Annotated in this window: 14 protein-coding genes; 6 read left to right on the top strand and 8 right to left on the bottom strand. The window is 47.9% G+C overall.

Going from position 1 to position 20,401, the window contains the following annotated elements:
* Positions 1 to 62: 62 nt before the first annotated feature.
* The 5 genes from HP548_RS30135 to HP548_RS30115 all read right to left on the bottom strand — a co-directional run bounded on the left by HP548_RS30135 (position 63) and on the right by HP548_RS30115 (position 6,229).
* Positions 63 to 2,252, bottom strand: a complete 2,190-nt coding sequence (locus tag HP548_RS30135) for an alpha-galactosidase (RefSeq protein ID WP_175383722.1) — start codon at positions 2,250 to 2,252, stop codon at positions 63 to 65.
* A gap of 233 nt (positions 2,253 to 2,485) precedes the next feature.
* The gene (locus HP548_RS30130) at positions 2,486 to 2,836 is read right to left on the bottom strand and encodes a type II toxin-antitoxin system PemK/MazF family toxin (protein ID WP_024630714.1); all 351 of its coding nucleotides are present in this window, start codon (positions 2,834 to 2,836) and stop codon (positions 2,486 to 2,488) included.
* A 3-nt stretch (positions 2,837 to 2,839) separates the two neighbouring features.
* Positions 2,840 to 3,121 carry a CopG family ribbon-helix-helix protein gene (locus HP548_RS30125; protein WP_024630715.1) on the bottom strand — a complete coding sequence of 94 codons (282 nt, stop codon included), beginning with the start codon at positions 3,119 to 3,121 and terminating at the stop codon, positions 2,840 to 2,842.
* A 261-nt stretch (positions 3,122 to 3,382) separates the two neighbouring features.
* Complete coding sequence (alr, locus tag HP548_RS30120) at positions 3,383 to 4,570, bottom strand: alanine racemase (RefSeq protein ID WP_076291559.1); 1,188 nt, start codon at positions 4,568 to 4,570, stop codon at positions 3,383 to 3,385.
* A gap of 456 nt (positions 4,571 to 5,026) precedes the next feature.
* Positions 5,027 to 6,229 carry an outer membrane lipoprotein-sorting protein gene (locus HP548_RS30115; protein ID WP_175383721.1) on the bottom strand — a complete coding sequence of 401 codons (1,203 nt, stop codon included), beginning with the start codon at positions 6,227 to 6,229 and terminating at the stop codon, positions 5,027 to 5,029.
* A 295-nt stretch (positions 6,230 to 6,524) separates the two neighbouring features.
* Here HP548_RS30115 and HP548_RS30110 point away from each other — a divergent pair, with 295 nt between their 5' ends.
* Positions 6,525 to 8,018: a serine hydrolase gene (locus HP548_RS30110; protein WP_175383720.1), complete on the top strand. Its 1,494-nt coding sequence runs from the start codon at positions 6,525 to 6,527 to the stop codon at positions 8,016 to 8,018.
* A gap of 43 nt (positions 8,019 to 8,061) precedes the next feature.
* Here HP548_RS30110 and HP548_RS30105 read toward each other — a convergent pair whose 3' ends face one another.
* Complete coding sequence (locus HP548_RS30105) at positions 8,062 to 10,053, bottom strand: ABC transporter substrate-binding protein (RefSeq protein ID WP_217504864.1); 1,992 nt, start codon at positions 10,051 to 10,053, stop codon at positions 8,062 to 8,064.
* On the opposite strand from HP548_RS30105, the gene HP548_RS30100 reads away from it, so the two are divergent.
* Both HP548_RS30100 and HP548_RS30095 read left to right on the top strand, forming a co-directional pair.
* Positions 10,033 to 11,283, top strand: a complete 1,251-nt coding sequence (locus tag HP548_RS30100) for an MDR family MFS transporter (protein WP_175383718.1) — start codon at positions 10,033 to 10,035, stop codon at positions 11,281 to 11,283. The genes HP548_RS30105 and HP548_RS30100 overlap by 21 nt on opposite strands.
* A gap of 157 nt (positions 11,284 to 11,440) precedes the next feature.
* Positions 11,441 to 13,615 carry a serine hydrolase gene (locus tag HP548_RS30095; RefSeq protein ID WP_175383717.1) on the top strand — a complete coding sequence of 725 codons (2,175 nt, stop codon included), beginning with the start codon at positions 11,441 to 11,443 and terminating at the stop codon, positions 13,613 to 13,615.
* A 156-nt stretch (positions 13,616 to 13,771) separates the two neighbouring features.
* Here HP548_RS30095 and HP548_RS30090 read toward each other — a convergent pair whose 3' ends face one another.
* Both HP548_RS30090 and HP548_RS30085 read right to left on the bottom strand, forming a co-directional pair.
* Positions 13,772 to 14,836 (bottom strand): hypothetical protein, encoded by a 1,065-nt coding sequence (locus HP548_RS30090; RefSeq protein ID WP_076291553.1) that lies wholly within the window; start codon positions 14,834 to 14,836, stop codon positions 13,772 to 13,774.
* Positions 14,836 to 16,671: an HSP90 family protein gene (locus tag HP548_RS30085; RefSeq protein WP_076291552.1), complete on the bottom strand. Its 1,836-nt coding sequence runs from the start codon at positions 16,669 to 16,671 to the stop codon at positions 14,836 to 14,838. Before HP548_RS30085 ends, HP548_RS30090 begins: the two co-directional genes overlap by 1 nt.
* Before the next feature lie 448 nt (positions 16,672 to 17,119).
* Between HP548_RS30085 and HP548_RS30080 the strand changes: the two genes are divergently transcribed.
* From HP548_RS30080 to HP548_RS30070, 3 genes are all read left to right on the top strand, one after another.
* Complete coding sequence (locus HP548_RS30080) at positions 17,120 to 18,025, top strand: ABC transporter ATP-binding protein (RefSeq protein ID WP_175383716.1); 906 nt, start codon at positions 17,120 to 17,122, stop codon at positions 18,023 to 18,025.
* Positions 18,018 to 18,851 (top strand): ABC transporter permease, encoded by an 834-nt coding sequence (locus HP548_RS30075; protein WP_076291550.1) that lies wholly within the window; start codon positions 18,018 to 18,020, stop codon positions 18,849 to 18,851. The genes HP548_RS30080 and HP548_RS30075 overlap by 8 nt, the downstream gene beginning before the upstream one ends.
* Before the next feature lie 155 nt (positions 18,852 to 19,006).
* Positions 19,007 to 20,293: a DUF5050 domain-containing protein gene (locus HP548_RS30070; RefSeq protein WP_175383715.1), complete on the top strand. Its 1,287-nt coding sequence runs from the start codon at positions 19,007 to 19,009 to the stop codon at positions 20,291 to 20,293.
* Positions 20,294 to 20,401 lie beyond the last annotated feature (108 nt).

Here is a 20,401-nt window from a genome sequence, read left to right as displayed (position 1 = left end):
GAAAAACGTCTCCCCGACGTCTTCCGGTCTCTCCTGACAAACACTGCCATCACGCCAGTTTATTATACCCGTTCGAAGCGGAACATTTCACTCAGATAGTCTCCCGATGCACGGCCTACGGAGATCCCACCATACATCAGTGCATCCCCGGTAAACGTCTCGGAACCACCTTTCAGGCGGTAATCCGCGTCAGGGTCGAGACCCTTCAGCTTCAGACGTTGGAGCGGTGCATTCGGTTCAGATAGCACACGGAAGTAGAATACAACGGCTTCGCTGCCATCTGGTGCAATAAACATCCAGGCCGTTTCATTTCCCTCAAACGGACTTAGCAAGCGACGGAACGTTCCGTATTGAATGGTTCCCCGAATTTCTTTGTACAGCTCAACCTGCGCCTTTACAATGGCATTCTCTTCCTCTGAGAAACGAGTCAAATCCAGCTCGTATCCAAAGTTACCAGACATCGCGACATGTCCACGAATCTCTAGAGAAGTAATTCGGTTGACCTGATGATTAGGTACAGCTGAGATATGTGACCCCATTGAACTTACCGGATATACCAGGCTTGTACCATACTGAATACGCAAACGGGATATCGCGTCCGTGTTATCGCTGGTCCACGTTTGCGGCATGTAGTACAGCATACCTGGATCAAAACGGCCGCCACCACCTGAACAGCTCTCGAACAGGATATTCGGGAACGACGAAGTAATCCGGTCCATGACTTCGTACAATCCAAGCATATAACGATGTGCTGTCTCGCGCTGTCTGTCTGCTGGCAGCAATGCAGAACCTATTTCCGTCATATTCCGGTTCATGTCCCATTTCACATAAGTGATCGGCGCGGATCCAAGCACATCGCTTAGCATGCGTACAATCTCATCACGCACATCCTGACGGGAGAAATCGAGTACCAGTTGTTGGCGCCCTTCCGTCCGGCGGCGATCCGGCACATGCAGACACCAGTCCGGATGAGCACGGTACAATTCGCTGTCTGGCGAAATCATCTCAGGCTCAAACCATAATCCGAACTGCATGTCCAGACTGGTTACCCGGTTGGCCAAATCATCCAGGCCTTGTGGCAGTTTATTCTTGTCCACAATCCAGTCACCGAGTGAGGAGTTATCGCTGTCCCGATGTCCGAACCATCCATCATCCAGTACGAACAGTTCAATACCAAGCTTCTTCCCTGCTTGGGCGATCTGCTCAATCTTATCTGCGTTGAAGCCGAAATAGGTCGCTTCCCAGTTGTTAACCAGAACCGGACGCTCTGCATTGCGGAATTGTCCGCGTGCCAGTCGCTCCCGATACAATTCATGATACGACTGGGACATACCATCGAGGCCTGTGTCCGAATAGACCATAACCGTTTCAGGTGTCTGGAATGACTCCTGCGAATCCAGCTTCCAGCTGAACTCAAACGGATTGATTCCCAGTGTTACACGAGTGGTATGGAACTGGTCCACTTCTGCTTGTGCAGTGAAGCTGCCGCTATACACAAGACTGAACCCGTAGACTTCACCCTGATCTTCGTCTGTACCTGGTGTCATCAGTGCAATGAACGGGTTCTGCTGGTGACTGCTTGAGCCGCGACGGCTCTCGATGCCTTGCAAGCCGGAAGCAAGCGGTCTGCGAACGATGTCCCGTTCACGCGTCCATGCTCCTGACAGTTGCAGCAATTCGTAATCAGCATGCGGGAAATCAACGGAAGAACTGAGCGCACGGGCAATATTCACCGAGGTAGCGCTCTCATTAATGATGCGCATGGAACGCGTAATCGCATTAAATGCCGTAAAGGCAGTGTAGTTAAGTTCAATCTTGATCCCTGCAACACGATCTTCCAGTTCAACGATGAGTGTCTCAGCTTCATCGTCAGATTCAACATAAGTCGCAGGTAGTCCAGTAAGCGCTGCCTTTCCTTTGATCAGTCGATGGCCTGTATACGTGAACTCCGAAACGGTTGAACCATTCTCAAGCTCCAATTGGATTGCCGGATTACGGAAATCACTTGTACCATACACCGGCAGTTCTACTGCCAACGTGTCGAAAGAGATCGTCCGATCTTCCGGCACCGGATTCGGGCTGAACGAAGCACGCTCTGTACGCACATGAAGCCAGCTCAGATCGGTATCACGCAGTTTTTTGCCATAATATAAATGTACCAAATATCCCGAAGGCAGGACCTGAAATACATAGCTTGCCTTTTGAGTCTGTAGATGAAATTGAAGCTTCTCCTGATCAATATAAATGCTCATATGTCTCCTCCACCTCTATATATGTCGATTACGTAAACGGTTTCTCAGGTATCATTATAACGAAAAGCTTCAAAATGTTCTACGCTTTCATGAAGCTTTAATCAAAAGAGCGTACCCCGGCCGTTAGGCTGTTGTACGCTCTTCTGATTGCTGTCTGAAATTGTGTGTTCCTGTAAGGAACATCCATTGTCTACGGATGGCACGGCAGAACAAAGAAACAACTGCCTGCTGCCTTAAAAATCGATTAAACCTAGGCTGATCTGTAAGGCTTCGTTGACCAGTTTCATGGTCTCCTCGTCCAGATGGGTAATCTTGTCGGTCAGCCTCTGCTTATCAATCGTCCGTATTTGTTCGAGCAAAATAACCGAGTCCCGGTCAAAGCCGTGTGCCGCCGCATCAATCTCCACATGCGTCGGCAGCTTTGCCTTTTGGATCTGGGCGGTGATCGCCGCCACAATACAAGTAGGACTAAACCGGTTGCCGATGTCATTCTGGATGACCAGAACCGGCCTGACTCCACCTTGCTCGGAACCGACAACGGGAGAAAGATCCGCAAAAAAAACGTCACCGCGTTTTACGATCAATGTCTACACCCCGCTAACTAAGCGGTCCAGAGTGCTGTCCGCATCTTCCTCCGCGTGAAAGGCCTCGGATGCCATGGTGAGGTTAATCTTCGCCATCTCCATGTACCCTCGCTGCATCGATTCACGGATGTAACGTTTCTTACGCTCCGTCAAATACAGCTTCATGGCCTGCCTAATCAATTCGCTGCGGTTGGAATTCTCCAGCGCTACGATGCCATCCACTTCTTGCAAAAGATAATCAGGCAAACTGATCATGATCCGCTTGGTGTTCTGCAAGTTGGCCACCTTTCTTCCACCCCCACAAACCTTTCGCCATTGTGAACCAGTATTACGTTTTTCCAGAACTTTTATACAAAGGAATATATATGCCCCGAGTATATCAAGTATGCTGTACTCCATTATAAACACGGGGAACAATATTCGTACAGACCAAACATCTCTTTTCAGGATTTTTCATCCCAGTCATCATTCATAATTCGAGATGCTCCGACAGTTTTCCTTCTGTTCTGAAAAAAAGTTTATTGGAAATAGCGTCCAGTCGAGCTATCAGGATGTCAAAAGAGGGTTGATTCTGGCGACTACTGCTCCATTACGGGTATAAACCCGCGGGATTCGGTGCGCCATCATGCAGACCACTTCGTAGGGAATCGTACCGAGTTGAGATGCCACCTCGTCTGCAGTTATGACTGCACCCGATTGGTGACCGATGAGAACAACCTCTTCGCCGGCTTGAATTTCTTCTGCTTCTGCTGCAAAAGATTGTAGCGACACCATACACTGATCCATGCAGATCGTACCGACGACGGGAACGCGGCGGCCGCGCACAAGTACTTGTGCTTTACCTGACAGCATTCTTGAAAATCCGTCTGCATAGCCGATAGGCAGGGTCGCTATTCGTTCGTTCCCTTGTGTTACATAACGGGTTCCGTAGCTGACACCCCAGTGAGGTGGCAGCGTTTTGACCAGAACCGCCTTCGTCTTCAGTGTCAATACCGGGGACAGCTTCACTACCTGATGATTCACCTCTCCCGAAGGATACAATCCGTACAGACTAATGCCCACACGTACCATATTGTAGGACAACTCCGGCGTATCAATGGTAGCGGCGCTGTTCGCCGTATGTATAATCGGGATGACACATCCCTGATCCCGCAGCGCATCAACCACGCCTTGGAACCGTCGATACTGCTCCAGTGTATAGGTCTTGTCTTTTTCATCCGCCTTGGCAAAATGGGTAAACATGCCTTCAAGCATAACCTGCTTCAGATGGGCTACTTCCTGAATGAATGCAAGCGCCTCATCGCCAGGCAACAGCCCAAGTCTGCCCATGCCGCTGTCGATTTTGATGTGAACCTTGAGCTTACGAGAGGATGTGCCCGTCTCCAGATGTCGAATGGCTTCGAGTACTTCCTTACTGAACAGCGTAATGGTTACATCATGTTTCCAGGCTTCAGCGATGCCTTCTGGCGGCGTGTAGCCCAATACCAGAATCGGAAGGGTAATCCCGTGTTGTCGCAATTCAAGCGCTTCGTCAAGAAAAGCTACACTTAAGTAATCCACGCCAACTCGTTCCAGTTCTCTGGCCATCTCCACTGCTCCATGTCCATAGGCGTTTGCCTTCACACAAGCGAGCAGTTTCTTGCCTTGCGGCAATGTTTCACGGAAAGCGTCCACGTTGTTGCACAAATGATCCAAATTGATTTCCGCTTGGGTCGGCCGATATTGTTCTTGCACGTTAAGTCACCTTCTCTAATCATCTTAATCCGGCTCACGTCAGACTCCATCGTAATGCTCAAGCATGTGACTGTCAAATGAACGGAAGATCTGCAGTCCAAAACACATACAGGAGCACTATCTGAAGTCGGGAGCAAAATCGGAATAAGACCCATAAGCCAGACCATGAATGAGATATTCATCTCTCCATAACGTAACTTATCTGCTTATATCGTATTATTTACCCGGTTCCTCCCGCGTAGAAGCGTGTTTTGCATTATTGAGTGCACCGGACCTAATCCTTGCTTATCTTACGCAGGGTCATGGGCTGTTGATACACACAGGCTCAACCGAAATCAAATCCTGTGAATCACGGCTATAAAACAGGAAAGATGACCTCTATATGCAGCAAAGCACCGGAGAATATCTCCGATGCTTCTTAGCATTCCTTATGTTAGGACGACTATACTTTGCAAATCATTTCCCTGACTCTTCCTGCATTGAAGTCGCAATCTGTATCATCTCGTTATCTGGCAAATCTGCGCTTGTAATTCGGTACTCCACTCCGTCTGACATCCATGTGAGTGTCTGCAACGCATCTCCACTTATCATTCCGAGGGTAAATCCAAGATCCAGAACACGCGATGGGGCAAGCGATACGGCTCTGTCCTGCGGCCGCGCCTCAAAGATCGTGTAATTATATGTTCCTTCGTAGCGAAGCATAACCGAATAGTCTCCTGATCCTTCCACGATCTGATCGTCTTTCAGCTTAACCCCTTCCGGAGCATATGTCGGCTGAATAACTCCGAAGCTATCCGAACCTTCCGGCTCGGCCGATGTAGGTTCTTCGGTTCCTTGCCCGCTGGCCGGATCTTCTGAACCTTGCTGCTCGGCGTTATCACTCACACCCGTCTGTCCGTCACTAACGGTTCCGCTCGGATTCGATGCAGAACCTTCCTCTGTTGCAGCTTGAGGATTGGTAGTCTCTTTACCATCCCCAGCAGGAGCCGCGCCTGAGTCAGTACCAGCCTTGCCACCATTTTCTGAAGCAGCAGTCATATTGCGCTGCATGTCAAACGCGTCTTTCTCAAATTCAGTACCAAATTTGAAGCTATCAAACTTCACATCGACCACCACATTGGCATTCGAGTCGGATACTTCTACCTGTTTTGGAGCGTAATCACTTTTGTTTAACCATATTTTCTGTCTGACCAATGCATGTGTATTGTAGTTGGCAGCTACATCGAATACATAGCTTTCCTTCTCATCGGCAAACTGGCGGGTCGAATCACCTGTTATGCTGCGGATCAGCGTCTCGTAGAGGTAAACCTGGCCTTGGTTATCCGGCCAGTTACTCTGGAAACGGAAGCTTTTGTTCTGACTCGGTGTCAGGACAAATACGCCCTCATCATTGCGCAGTACAATTTGTGTTACATCCTTTTTGGCATTCGTTAATGCGATACGATAATACGAAGGCTTTTGATGCCATACCTCGACCTTATACTGCTGCGGCGTATCTCCGGTATGCAGTGTCATAACGCCTGCCCCCTGATAACTTTCCATTTCTCCTACGACTTCGTTCAGATCTTTGACCACGGCTGCCGCATCCTTCTTCCCGCAGGCGGCAAGTAAGGTCGATAAGACCAATACCATGGCAAGCATCCATGATATTCGGCGCATGACATCATCCCCTTTAGCACATGTTTTCACTTCAGGATTGTGCGTACAGCAGAACCCCTACTTGATTAGTACATGTTATGAGGGACTTGTTCGATATATGCGGACTAGTTTGACAAGCATTGCATCATCCAATGCTGTAATACCCTATCTGGTAACAAAATCAGTCTCGGGTAGGATGTAAAATCCAACCAGATTCTTCATAGTAAATACAGATAACAACCCAACCCATTTAATTACATAACACTAATATGTAGCTAATTTGATGTACAACTCTATTTTAAATTGGAGGAAAATAATGAACACAACCTACCTTCACTCATTGCTGAATGGATTGGATGATTTTGTGGAAGAGCAGCTTAAACGTTGGAAAGGAGTAGGTGTGGCTGTAGCGGTTATCTACAAGGATGAAGTCATTTTGCAAAAAGGATACGGTTATCGCGATTTGGAGTCCAAGCTTGAAGTTACACCCCGTACCCTATTCGCGATCGGTTCAAGTACCAAGGCCTTCACAGCATCAACCGCCGCCCTTCTCGTCGATCAAGACATTCTGAAGTGGGACACGCCTGTCAGAACGTATTTGAAAGACTTCAAAATGTTCGATCCGGTAGCTACAGAACGACTCACCATCCGAGATATGCTCTGTCATCGCTCCGGACTTCCAAGGCACGAGATGGTGTGGTACAACTCATCAAGGAGCAGAGAAGAACTTGTAAACGCGCTTCAGTATCTGGAGCCTAATGAAGACTTTCGGAACAAATGGCAGTATCAGAATCTGATGTATATGGCTGCTGGTTATCTGGTAGGTCAACTCAAAGGAACTTCATGGGAGAATGTTGTCCAGGAGTCCCTGTTTAACCCACTTGGTATGAATTCAAGTGTCTTCTCTATCGATGAGATGCAGAATCAATCTGACTTCGCCTTCCCTTATATGGATCAAAACGGTGAGAATACGCGGATACCTTTTCGGAAAATAGATGCCGTAGGGCCTGCTGGCTCCATTAACAGCAATCTGGTCGATATGATCGTCTGGGTGCAATTTCAATTGAATCAAGGGCAACAGGGTGGGAAACAGCTGATTTCCAAAGAACAGTTGGCTATTACACACAGCCCGCAAATGGCTAGTGATTCACCATTCTACTGCAAAGAGTTGCCTGTTAGCACGTATGGTCTGGGCTGGATGATTGATTCTTATCGCGGACACGCCATGATTCATCACGGTGGGGCAATTGATGGATTCGCTTCTCAGGTCGCCTTTTTACCGGAGGAACAGATCGGTGTTGTAGTCCTTTGCAATACCCATGGGAGTATTCTTCCCTACACGATTTCTTTTAACGTTATTGATCGTTTGCTTGAATTGGAACCTGTAGATTGGAGCGAGAGATTAGCCAAATTAATGACTGGAGAATCAACCGATTCCGAAGCAGCAACAAACACCATAGAAACACCAACTACGCCAGAAACCACTGTTGAGGAAAAACCAGTGGATACTCAGGTTCATCCCCATGATCGTCCTATCCATGCGTATGCGGGAAGTTATACCCATCCAGGTTACGGCGAAATCGTTATTCAACAGTCGAATGATGGGTTACAGGCCACATTGAATGCTATTGAAATGCCTATGGAATACACTGGAAAAGATACGTTTTCCGTAGAGCTTGTCCTGTTTGGCTTGAAAATCACTTTTACGTTTAAGACGGATGAAGAGGACACCATAAGCTCTCTCTCCATTCCGCTGCTGCTGGAACCTGGCACGAGTCCAATTGAATTTATAAAGACACCTTCAGTATAAAAACATCCTCCACCGGCCTATCCCATTGTAGTAACTACACTTTTTACCACAGTGGGATATACGCCGGATAACTCGCAGTATCTTCTTCTGTATTTGGACTTCTCTTCACCCACAATCGACGCAGATCAGGCATACCGTATGCTACGACACGATAATCCTGAAGCGAAACGTGGTGTGCATGTTCTTCCCTAAAGCTGTATGTAGGCAGGAGCAGCGCCTCTTGAATGAGTCGCTCCTCCAAACTCATAAGCGTACGAAATCGCTCAGCACTATCCTGAATCATGACGACGTGTCTGAATTCACGTTCCAGCTCGCTTTTTCGCTCGTCATCCAGTGCCATGAGGAACAGCGTATTATGGAACGTATACATCGTTAGTAGACTCAGCGTCACATGCTCATCGAACACTTCACCCGTATAAATCACATCATAAGAGGCGAATTCATCATGGTATACGGCATCTACCGGATTACCTGGCGTAACACTTACTTTCAGTCCAATAAGCGCACAACGCTGTGCGAACCAGGCCATGTCCGTCTCCATTTTCTCGCCTTCCTCTACCCACACATTCACGATCTGGCCTGCGTAACAGCTGCGTTGTAACAACTCTGAAGCTCTTACGAGAGAAGAGTCAGCTGAGAGCGCTGTTGGTTTCGATCCAATCCGTTCAAGCATCTGCTTTTCCTTGGACTTGTCCCGAACCAAGCTATATGCAGCCTGTACACCTGTGTGTGCCAATGCCCCCATCATCTCCTGTGGATCCATTAGTTGCTGAACAGCCTGACGAAAGTATAAATCCTGCTGTGGGCCTTCTTTTCGCATATTAAAAGTCATAAACACACCGCCCTGAACCTCATGTTGAATCAAGCGAGCTTGTCCGTCTGGAAACAAGTCCTGTTTGATCGCCGACTCCACTCGACCCGTCTGGGAAAGCTGCCATATTTCAACCCGATCAATAAACGCCCGCCCCCTGAAATAGGAAGGGAACACCTCCAGCACAAGCAGCTTGGGATGATTACGTGTCAATCGGTACGGCCCGGTACCAATCGGATACATCGGGTCAAACTCCACATCACGGGGCAAGATGGATGCATTCATACTGCTCATCAGATCCGGGAACATAAAGTTGGGAAACCGCAATACAAAACGCACCGTTAGCTCGTCGAACGTTTCTATGTGATGAATGGAACCAAACAGTGACTTGCAAGGGTTCACCTGATCGGAAATAATTCGTTCAAATGTATATCTTACGTCCTCTGCATCAAGCATCCTTCCATGGTGAAAGAGTATGCCTTTGTGCAAATAAAAGGTCCACTCTGTTCCCTCAGGGTTGCTCTCCCATGCAACGGCAAGACTCGGTTCACAGACTTGGCGTTCAGCGTTGTACTGCACCAAGCGATCAAATACCTGCGCAACAATTCCAACTTCTCCCCACATGTAAGCCCGGGTTGGGTCCAATGTCTCAAAAGCCGTCTCCTGAGGAATTCGCAGTGTATCAACTCTTCCTTGAGTGCCGTGATCGGAACGCAGACCGAACTGGCCTTGCAACCCTTGCATCAATATTTCTCGCATCGAGAACGGCATTGCCGAAGCCAGCGCATAGGCCTCTTCCAACCTGTTGCTTTGCAACAGGCGGTCGAATCGTTCCTGAACAGCCTGTAACAGAGAATGGCAAAAAACGAGCACTGATGTCTTCCCTCTGCCGCGCTGTGGGCTCCATCTGATCCAGCCATGATCCATAAATTTGTTCATAATCAGATTCATATTGCGCATCGTACAACATAAATGATTCGCCAGTTCACCAATCGTTGTATGTATTTCTTCCTCTTCGTCTACATTCGAAAAGGCCATGCGAAGCTGAATATAATGATCCATAACCTCCACAACTATCCCTGCCTTTCCTTCCCCTACGTAAAATACGAAATTGACTCGTACGCTTCTACAGTTTTTCTTCAGGTTTTCCTCCATTATACTCAGGTACATCGACAACACCAGCGGGAAGGAAGAGAACTGCACATGAAATATACTGATTTGCATCGCAACATCAAGATTCGTATCATTACTGATTTTTTTACGGATCTAACTCAGAAATCCATTATTCCTTTTATGGCGATTTATCTGAGTGTCCAGATTGGTGCAGGCTGGGCAGGTATGCTGTTAACCGTTAATATTGTGGCCTCCATGATCGTTGGCTTGGGCGCAGGATACTGGTCTGACCGAGTCGGACGCAAGAAACTGATGGTCATCGCCCAAATATTGCAGGTATTCGCCCTGTTCTGGCTGGCTGCCGCCAACTCCCCGTGGATGGACTCCGTTCCTTTAACTTGTGTCATGTTTCTGCTTAGCAGCATCAGTTCTGGCATTACTGGGCCCATTGCCAATGCCATGATTGTAGACGTGAGTAGTGAGCATAAACGTCAGTATGTGTATGGGCTGCAATATTGGACGACCAACGTTGCCATTACGATTGGAGCGCTAATGGGCGGGTTATTGTTCGAGTCCTTCCGCTTCATTTTGTTCAGTTTGGTATGCATAGAGAGCCTGGTTACACTATTTATTCTGTTGTTATATATTCATGAAACAATGGATAATAGACACTCCAATCAGCTTGATGTCCCGATTAATAGGAATATACTGAAAACGTATGGCGGTGTATTTAGGGACAAACGATTTATGGTGTTTTTCACCGCAACAGTGCTGGCTGTCTCGTTGGAATTCCAAATGGATAAATACATCGCCGTTCGTCTGAAAAGTGAATTCAACGCCCAACTGTTCCATTGGGATATCTCAGGTCTGCAGATGTTCAGTCTGATCATGGCGATTAACACTGTACTCGTCGTAATCATGGCCATTCCTTTCTCCAAATGGCTGGGGCGGTTCCAGTCCAGATTTATTATGACTGTCGGCATGTGTATGTACACTACTGGATTTGGCGTGCTCGCATTCAGCAATTGGGCCTGGCTGCTTATCACATCCGCTGTACTGCTAACCATCGGTGAGCTCATGTATGCGCCTGTTCGTCATGTTATGCTTGCTGGCATGATTCCTGAATCTGACCGTGCTGCCTATATGGCTGCTGACGGCATGAGTTATAATGCAGCCGCTCTGCTGGGTAGTCTTGGGCTGACGATTGGGGCCTTCCTGCCTTCTTATGCAATGGCTGGTCTGTATATATTGATGGGCATCGGCGCTCTCGTATTTTTCCGGCAGTCGCTTCGCCCGTCAACGGGTCAAAGAGAACCACAACCATGCGCAAACGCCTCCTAAATATTCGGCTCCTCTATTCTGTATTTTGCTCCTGATCGTTGTGAGTTCTATTGAGGAATGGATATCACAATCTACTATCTTGAAACCTATTGGGCCAGTAATCAGTAATAAACAGGAGAGTTCCTTTTACAAAATTTTCTTTTGAAGGAGTGTTTACATGCATTTATCCAATCGAAGCACCCGCTTCAGGCTCACCTCCATAACAGGGGCGTTCATGGCGTTGGTCCTGTCCCTCAGTCTATGGGCACCCGCCGTGCAGGCGGAGACCACACCTGCTGCGGTCAATGAAAAAGGAAAAGTGACAGCGCTGACAACAGAGTCTGCCGCAGCCTTTCTGGATACATTTTTTGATTCCGCCGAAGCGAAAGCCCAATATGTTGGTGCTTCCGTAGTCGTTGTCAAAGATGGAAAAGTCGTGGCAGAGAAAGGGTATGGATATTCCGATCTGGAGAGCAAAGAGCCCGTTGATCCGAAAAATACCACTTTTCGTATCGCTTCGGTCTCCAAAACATTCACATCAGCCGCTGTCATGCAGCTCGTAGAGCAAGGCAAGGTGGATTTAAAGGCTGATTTCCAGACCTATGTGAAAGGACTGGAATTCGATAATCCTTTTGACAAACCTGTAACGGTAGAGAATCTGCTCACACACACCACCGGATTCGAGATTCGCGACCCACAGCAGGAAGACATCCATGATGACTTTGACAAAAGTGTATCGATGGAGGATTATGCCAAGTTACATATGCCACCTGTCGTCAGAGAACCTGGTAGCGCCTACATGTACGACAACTTCTCCTTCCTGCTGCTTGGCATGATTGTGGAGAGTGTGAGTGGCGAGCCGTTTGAATCGTATATGCAGCAGCATATCTTCAAACCTCTGGGTATGGATAACAGCAGTTTCTTGCTGAACGGCAAGTTCAAAAACCAACTTGCAACAGCCTATGATGCGGCCCATAATCCACTCGACCTGTACACCCTTTCCCCAACACCTATGCCTCAAGGCGGCATGCTCTCAACGGCAGAGGATATTGGGAATTTCATGATTGCTTTCCTGAATGATGGTGTGAAGGATAACGAACGTATTTGGAAAGAGTCTACGGTAAAAAGCATGGAACAATACCGTTCTTCCATTCATCCGCTGCTCCCCAATACCACTTATGGATTTGAAGCTGCTTTTCAGCTTCCGGGTGCAGGCAGCAGTTCCAAAATTATCACCAAGGCTGGTGACCTAATCGGATTCAGCTCTTATCTATTCCTTATTCCCGAGCAAAACACAGGTGTCTTCCTTACTTACAACCAAACGGGAGCACTTCGTAATCTCTTCTATCCTGCCTTTATCCAAACGTTCTTCCCGCAATATGCGGAGCCCATCAAGTTTAAGGACTATACACCTCAAACTGCGGATGAGCTGCAACGCTTCGCTGGGCTATACGCGGATCTGCGACTGAGCACCATTGTTAGTTCCCTGAAAGATGACGGCAAAGAACCTGGACAATTGAGCATTTCCGACGTCTTCCTTGGCCCACGTACCCTGATTCAGGTTGAAGATAATCTCTTCAAGGACGAATTAACAGGCCAGTTCACGGCGTTCAAGGAAAATGCTGATGGAACCATCTATATGAAAGAACCTTATCTCAACCCAATGGGTTATGAGAAAAAAGGGCATAAACCCCAAGGCTTCCGGGATGTCCAGGCGAATAGTCCTTATGCTGAAGCCATCTATGGTTTGCAATCCCTTGGATACTATACCAATGATGCAAGTGAAGCTTTTCAACCCAAAAATGCCGTTACACGGGCTGAATTCATTGAGGATGTCCTTAAAATGAGCGGGCTGAAAGCCAGCAAAACGACGCCACCTGCGGATACCGACTGGGCAACTCACCCTGCTGCCGGTTACATTCAGCTAGGTTATGAATCCGGCATGATCGCCGGTGCGGATGAGAAACAGTTCAAACCGGATCAGGTCATCACACGTCAGGAAGCTATGGTGATGATTTGGAGAACTCTCCAGCTGCAATATCCAAATGAACTGTTCGAGGATGTGAAGCTGGCCGGGCAGACAGATGCCTGGGCTGTGCCTGCGATCCAGATGATGGTTAAGCTAGGCATCCACGGTCCTGAAGTGAAGGTGCTGGAGGATGGATCAGTCGATTTCCTTGCGCGCAAACCACTGATTCGCCAGGAAGAAGCAGCAATTATGTACCAGCTGTTTACACAGCCAACCGACAAGATCGTAGCTGACCTGATGACAAAGCAGCCGCAATCGGAAACTTCCTCAGATGAGGAACCTGCCGAAGATACAACCGCGCCTGCAACCGTAACTCCTGAATAACCGGAGCACCAACCTTATATTCACGGTATAAAAAACGATAAACAGGCTTGTTCAAAGGAGGATAACCCTCCTTCTGAACAAGCCTGTTTTGGCTAGCGTGGTGACCTTCTGGTGTACCATTTGATGGTGCGATGATACTTAAGAGGTCTTCTCAAGTTATGAATTAAATACCTCGCTCAACATGGAAGAGACATGTTGATTGCCATTCCGCTGGTCATATTTGTCTGCGGCCGCTTTGGCATATGCCGCAAAATAGTCGACCAGTTTACGCAAATCTCCTGGATCTCCTTCATAAGGGAATGAAGCGGGAAGCCGCAATCGGTATCCTGGAGATTCATCAGCCCAGCGGCGCAACAGTTGTGCTGCTCTGGCATAAAACATCATTTTGGCAAACGGATCTTCATGGTCCATCGCAAGCACTATGTTTTCTTCCAGAACATCGATGCCCTTCGCCGGGTTCGTGCGTGCAAGATAATCCATCTGCTCAGCAAAGCTCTGCACAAAATCATTATGTCCTTTGATCATGCGATAGCCTTTCGCCTGATGTTTGTCAGCTTCATCAATCCTGCCAAGCCGGTATAGTGGCATCAAAATCTCTGATAAGGTCAGGTGCGGAATTTCGGCACAACTCATTCGCCCTTTCAAAATGGGCTTCGCCGCTTCCAATACCTTCTCATCATCACCTACCAATAACCAGTAACGCATGATCTCGTCCTGCTCACAGGCTTCACAATCACTCATAAAGTCACGATCCATACTTCTGAACTTCGTATAGCTGGTACCTGCCTCCTCCAGCTCGCCAAGATCCATAGATATGCGGAATCGATAATACCAATACGAACGTTCACTGTACCCAAATGATTTGAAGCGACGTCCAAAGTCCTCCAGCAGCTCCATCATTTTATCGCGAGACACTTCCGGGAAGCTGGATAGTTCACCCAAAATCCATTTATATGACCACATTAACGTTTCTTCGTCATAGCGTTCAGGCTGTTGATCAAACTTGCCTAGCTGCCAGGAAAAAGCAATCAGTGCTTTCATCGGATAACCGCAAAATGTCGCGGTCTCCACGATCTCTGAACGCGCTTCGTATGCTTCCTCCTCCATGCCATTCACATCGGCGACTCTTGCCGCTTCCTCCAGCATGCCAAGCTTCGCCGTTCCATTAGGCAAGCCATAGGCTTCATCCATCAAATCCTCAAAATCCATTTCGGTCTTCATCAGGCATCCCCCTTACGGTCTGTATTCGCACGCAAACCCCAATCAATAAAACGAACGATGCCCTGATTCAGCACCTCAAGCTCCTGCCGATTCATCGCATAATGCCCCATCATTAGTGCATTGACATACAACATCTCGATGGCAATCGGAGTCATTTGGACATCCGGTGAAGTCAGGACCCGCTGAATAATTGGATTGTTGATGTTCAGGTACAGGGTCGAATAACCTGCGGAACTAATGCCGGATGACAATGATCCGAGGACAGATGAGAACAATTCTGTACTCTCCTCACTTGCTTTTTCCAATGCACGCAGCGTGGAAGACTCCTGCGAGAGCGTGAACAGCACCGGCAAATCGGCTGGCTTGAAGCCCTTGACCTCTGCACGGCAGCGGAAACGTTGCAAAGCTGAATCCGCAAGACGCAAGGCATCATAATACTGATTCCGTTCAGCTGGTGGCACATCGGTGAAACTCATGGATACCTCATCCGGCTGCAACCGCTGCGTCTGTACATGCTGCACCACTTGTGGCAGCATTGCCATCAAATCGCTGTCGTAGATGTATCCACCGTTAATGACCAACATCGATTGGGCTGACGCGACATGATGAATCTGACGATACTCATCCACCGTGGTAGTGAAGTACAACGTCTCTCCCTCGCTCATCAACTCGCCCAGTTCCCGATGACCACGTGTACTTTCAAATGGAAGCCAGCGGTGAATCATCGCGTAGAACTCCTGATCCTGCACAGCCAGTGCTTTCATCGACAACGCATGCAGACGAATCAGCTTTTGCAGCCGTTCCGTCTGGCTCTCAGCCATGTCGGCCAACCCTTTACGAAGGGCATCGCCAAGTTCGGAGCGAACCTCTTCCAGCTTTTCATTTTCATAAAAATGTTCCCGTGAAGCCGTTGGTTGAAGCTCGTCTGTCCAGATTAGGCATTTCACGAAGAAGGCCCATTCCGGCAAAATATTCTCCGCCTTCTCCGAGATCAGCATTCGCTTCAGGTACACCCGGTGAGAACGCTTGGCATTCAGATTGACAGCATGGGGCAGTACAAAAGCTATACCTCCTGTACGGCCTGAAGCCGTCGTCAGTGGAATGAAATCCTGAAACTTCTCCCCAAGCAATCGTTCACCAAAAGCCAGCACTTCCGCCCTGCGTCCACGTGCAAGCTCAGGCTCCATCAACCAGATCGGTGACTCGCTATTGACGTTATGTTGAACACCGTCACTATGCAGAATGACTGGATAAGGCAGCAACGCTCCATAATAGAACAAGGCTTCTTTCACATATTCCGGTTCAAAATAATGTGCTGCGTCCGGTGTACAACGCAGATATACTTTCGTTCCCGGAGACAACTGCGTCTCCAATTGCCGAATCGTATACGTTCCATCGGGCTTACCCCGCCACTCCATCGAAGGTCCACCCTTCGCGGATTGCGTCAGCATGACGATTTCATGACTCACCATGAAACAGGACAATAATCCGATTCCGAATCGCCCGATAAACGAAGTCTCTCCATCCAGCAAGGCCTGCTGCCCACGCTTCGAGGATTGACCTATCATCGCGAGAAACTCATGGATATCGGCTTCCGTCAAGCCAATGCCGTTGTCCTCCACCATCATGGTCAACTGCTCGCCTGTTCCTGTCAGTTCCACACGTACTTCACCCTGGAATCCCGGTTCCGCTTCTGTTCGAGCTGTAATGGCATCCGTCGCATTTTGCATTAATTCACGTAAAAATACTTTCGGGCTGCTGTATAGATGGTTCGATAAAATCTGGATCATACCGCTCAGGTTCACCTGGAAGCGATACTCATTGGATGCTGTCATTCCGCTCACCTTCCTCTGGTCCAAACCCATCTGATGTTTCCTACTTGGAAGTGTTCATACGATGTGTTAGACGAAATAGTTATGTAATCACAAGAAATGAGGCGTTCCATTGGATGGATACGCCAAGTAACGACGTCAAACCGGCCTTGGCTAACCAAGACCGGCGTTAGATGAATATTCAGGCATTCATAATATGTAAGAGGCCTTAAGTCTAATTACCACGTTATGGATGGCAATGAAACGAGATATTGCATCCTTTTAACTAGAATACATGGTATAGACCACAGTGAAAACAAACCTTAGACCCGATTTCGCCGGACTTTAGGGTGGAGTTGCTGCTCACATTTGGGACTAAAGACGGAGAATCTTTATTTTCTGGCCCTCCATTTGAACGATATAGCTCATCTGGACGTATAATCTCCAAACTCAGATCGGATGGTGAATGTACATGATTGAAGTTCGCAACATTTCCAAACAATTTAAAGTGCATCAGGCACTGAACGATGTCAGCTTCACGGTTGAACAAGGCAGCGTTACCGGGCTGATTGGTCCCAACGGTTCGGGCAAAACCACCCTGATCCGCATCATGAACGGTGTTCTCGGAGCTTCGGATGGGCAAGTGAGCATTAACGGCCTTGATCCCTTCCGTGAGACGGAGAACGTACTCGCCTTCTGCGGCACATTAACCGAGCAGAGCGGATTGTATGAAAATATGAGCGGGCGTGACAACCTGATCTTTTTCGCTGAAGCTTTCGGTGTACAACGCGCCAAAGCACGGATTGATGAGCTTGTGGATCTGTTCGAATTGCAGGAATATCAACATCGCAAAGTAGGCACTTACAGCACAGGCATGAAAAAACGCGTAGGTCTAGCACGGGTGCTGTTGCACCGCCCCTCCATTCTCTTTCTGGATGAACCAACCAACGGGCTTGACCCGGATGGGATTCAGATGGTGCTCCGAATCATCCGTCGGCTAAATCAAGAGGAACATATGACGATTCTCGTATCGTCTCATGTGTTATCTCAGCTATCGGCCGTGTGTGATCGATATATTTTTATGGAAAAGGGGCGCAAGGTTGAGGAAGGTACGGAGCAGGAGATCATCAACCGATACCTGACCTCGCCCCGGATTGAAGTTGAAGCGACCATGGCGAATGGCTGGCAAACGGTAGCAGGGTATACACCGGAGATGGTTTCCGCGAACAAAGCCGTTTTTCAGCTTCAAACTCGTGAAGATATTCCATTGCTGCTGCGACAATTGACAGAGCGTGGACAAGTCTATCAGGCCCGGATTACGGGCAGCGATCTAGAGAGTATTTATTTTGCCATCAGGGAGGCACACCATCATGAATAACAGACAAGCCATACGTGCACTTGTTCGTAAAGATATTCGAGCCATCACGGCCAGCGTGCAGCTCTGGCTGCCTATGTTGATCGTTCCACTAGTTATCGGGATCATCATGCCTGGGATACTCATTTGGACAGCCTCAAGGTTGGAACTTGCTTCCCTCGGTAATATGAGCTTCCTGCTTGATACGCTGGATAGCCTAACCCATACCGGGCGGATTCCGCAGCTTGCTTCAATGCCTACGGATAACCACCGCATTGTCTATTACCTGGCCTTATACATGTTCGCGCCCCTGTTTCTCATCATTCCAGTGATGGCATCCAGCATTCTGACGGCCAACAGTTTTGCAGGCGAGAAGGAACGCAAGACCCTGGAAGGTCTTCTGTTCACTCCGATGAGTATGGATACGTTGTTTAAAGGCAAGGTGTTAGCTGCCCTTATTCCTTCTCTGTTATTATCCTGGATTACCTTCATTATCTACGGCATCATTGCCAATATCCTCATGTACCCCATGTTTGGAGCATGGATGTTTCCCAATCTGAACTGGATCATTCTCGTTCTGTGGGTTGTTCCGGCGTGCAGTCTTGTGGTCATTTTGTTAAATGTACTGATATCGGCGAAGGTACGCGGATTTCAGGAGGCCTATCAACTCGGTGGATTGGTCGTGATTCCATTGCTCGCGCTGATTGCCGGTCAGGCGAGCGGCATGTTGCTTATCAGTCCTCTCATGTTAATCTTGGTCGGAGCGGTACTTCTACTCATCAGTTTCATTTTGCTTCGTCTAGTTACTTTGTGGAACAGTCGCCAACAGCTGGCTGAAAGTCAGATATAGGCGGAATATGGCTGAGATATAACGGCAGAAGATCTGGTCTTCTGTCGTTTTTTATCATACTGAGATGTATAACATATTTTCCATAGTTTACCGATATAACTTAAGGTGTTATTGTGTTTATTACATACATAAAGAAGAAGGGTGACGATTGATTTATGAACAAATGGTCCACACGCTTGCAACGCACGGTTTGCACCTTGCTGCTGTTCACACTGATCGCGGCAGCAGTGCTTGGAGGCGGAGCCAATGCTCATGCAGCTTCCCTGAACCAAACTACGGTATATTATGATTCCGATGGTGTATTGTACAAAGTATCTGGTGACGGAAGCGGAACCACAGAGGTATTGCTTGATTTTGAAGGAGATGGCCTATCTGCGGCGGGATCCTATCTCTATTACACCCGTTCCGAGTCTTCCACAACACTGCTTCGTGTTCCCAATGACGGTTCCAGCGATTCTGCTGAAACGTATGCGACAGATGTGTTGAGCTACTTTACGGATAATGGATTCATCTATTATATGGATTCCAAAGGAACGATCTATCGTGCAAATGGCAATAGCGAAGCTTCCGCTGCCACCAAAATTGCAGACAAAGCGGATACAGATTTTCCGCTGCTCGCCGTAACGAAAGGCCGTGTATACTATAACGGGCTCGTTAATGGAAACCCATGGATCGTTTCCAAAGCATCCAATGGTAGTGGAGCAGTGCAACGAATTGCTGCTGGTGCAGTAGAAAGTCGTTATTTTATGAACGTGGCCAAAAACGAACTGCAACTGATGGTGAACACTGACCCATATGAGCAGTACTACTCGACCAACGCCATTATCATGTACAAGGTAAACTACAATACAGGCAAAGGTACCGCGGTTAATCCAAAAGCAAAGCTGGACGTGAACGCTGTTTATGCCGGCGGCTGGGGCAACAATCTGTATGTGTATAACAAAGGCATCAAGCTGGACAGTAACAAGGATTATGATTATTCAACAGGCAAAGCCTTTGCATTGACCACTTCTGGCAAAACTCTTCAGATTCATAGTAAGAGCATCCGGGAGGTAAGTCCGCTAGGTACAGATAAGGTTGTAGTTGTGGATGCAGACAAAAAGGCGTATGCCAAAACCATCGCCGGGAACAAGGTATCCAAATCTGCCAACCTGAATTTGAACAGTGTTACTTTCGTAACTGCTCAGCTGACCAACGGAACACCAACTATTGCATATCTATCCGGTACAAATGGTCTTTATTCCGTGAGCACAGCCCTCAAAGTAACCAAGCTTGCTGGAGAAGAATGGGCTACGTTCCAGCTTCATGACGATGTTCCGGGCATGTTCTACATCAACGCAAATGATCTCTATCGTCTGTATCATGTGCAAGCCAATGGCACAGGCAAAAAGGTACTAAGCGACGTTTTCCTGGATGATATCCTGTTGGTCGTGCCAAACTAACCCACACATGTGGGAATAGACTTATAGAGACTTATAGAGACCTATAGCTATCTTAACATTGTTGTTTCAAATAAAGAGGATTACCCTAAAACCATCACGGCTCTGGGT

The sequence above is a fragment of the Paenibacillus taichungensis genome, assembly GCF_013359905.1.
In the GTDB taxonomy this organism is placed as follows: domain Bacteria; phylum Bacillota; class Bacilli; order Paenibacillales; family Paenibacillaceae; genus Paenibacillus; species Paenibacillus taichungensis.
Note: the sequence above shows the minus strand (reverse complement) of the source record. Positions and strands in the feature narration are given on the sequence as shown.

What these genes read in the sequence shown, in the direction of transcription:
- HP548_RS30070 (WP_175383715.1), top strand. Translation starts at nt 19,007, where the DNA reads ATGAACAAATGGTCCACACGCTTGCAACGCACGGTTTGCACCTTGCTG.
- HP548_RS30115 (WP_175383721.1), bottom strand. Translation starts at nt 6,229, where the DNA reads ATGCGCCGAATATCATGGATGCTTGCCATGGTATTGGTCTTATCGACC.
- HP548_RS30110 (WP_175383720.1), top strand. Translation starts at nt 6,525, where the DNA reads ATGAACACAACCTACCTTCACTCATTGCTGAATGGATTGGATGATTTT.
- HP548_RS30100 (WP_175383718.1), top strand. Translation starts at nt 10,033, where the DNA reads ATGAAATATACTGATTTGCATCGCAACATCAAGATTCGTATCATTACT.
- HP548_RS30135 (WP_175383722.1), bottom strand. Translation starts at nt 2,252, where the DNA reads ATGAGCATTTATATTGATCAGGAGAAGCTTCAATTTCATCTACAGACT.
- HP548_RS30090 (WP_076291553.1), bottom strand. Translation starts at nt 14,836, where the DNA reads ATGAAGACCGAAATGGATTTTGAGGATTTGATGGATGAAGCCTATGGC.
- HP548_RS30095 (WP_175383717.1), top strand. Translation starts at nt 11,441, where the DNA reads ATGCATTTATCCAATCGAAGCACCCGCTTCAGGCTCACCTCCATAACA.
- HP548_RS30105 (WP_217504864.1), bottom strand. Translation starts at nt 10,053, where the DNA reads ATGCAAATCAGTATATTTCATGTGCAGTTCTCTTCCTTCCCGCTGGTG.
- HP548_RS30080 (WP_175383716.1), top strand. Translation starts at nt 17,120, where the DNA reads ATGATTGAAGTTCGCAACATTTCCAAACAATTTAAAGTGCATCAGGCA.
- HP548_RS30075 (WP_076291550.1), top strand. Translation starts at nt 18,018, where the DNA reads ATGAATAACAGACAAGCCATACGTGCACTTGTTCGTAAAGATATTCGA.
- HP548_RS30085 (WP_076291552.1), bottom strand. Translation starts at nt 16,671, where the DNA reads ATGACAGCATCCAATGAGTATCGCTTCCAGGTGAACCTGAGCGGTATG.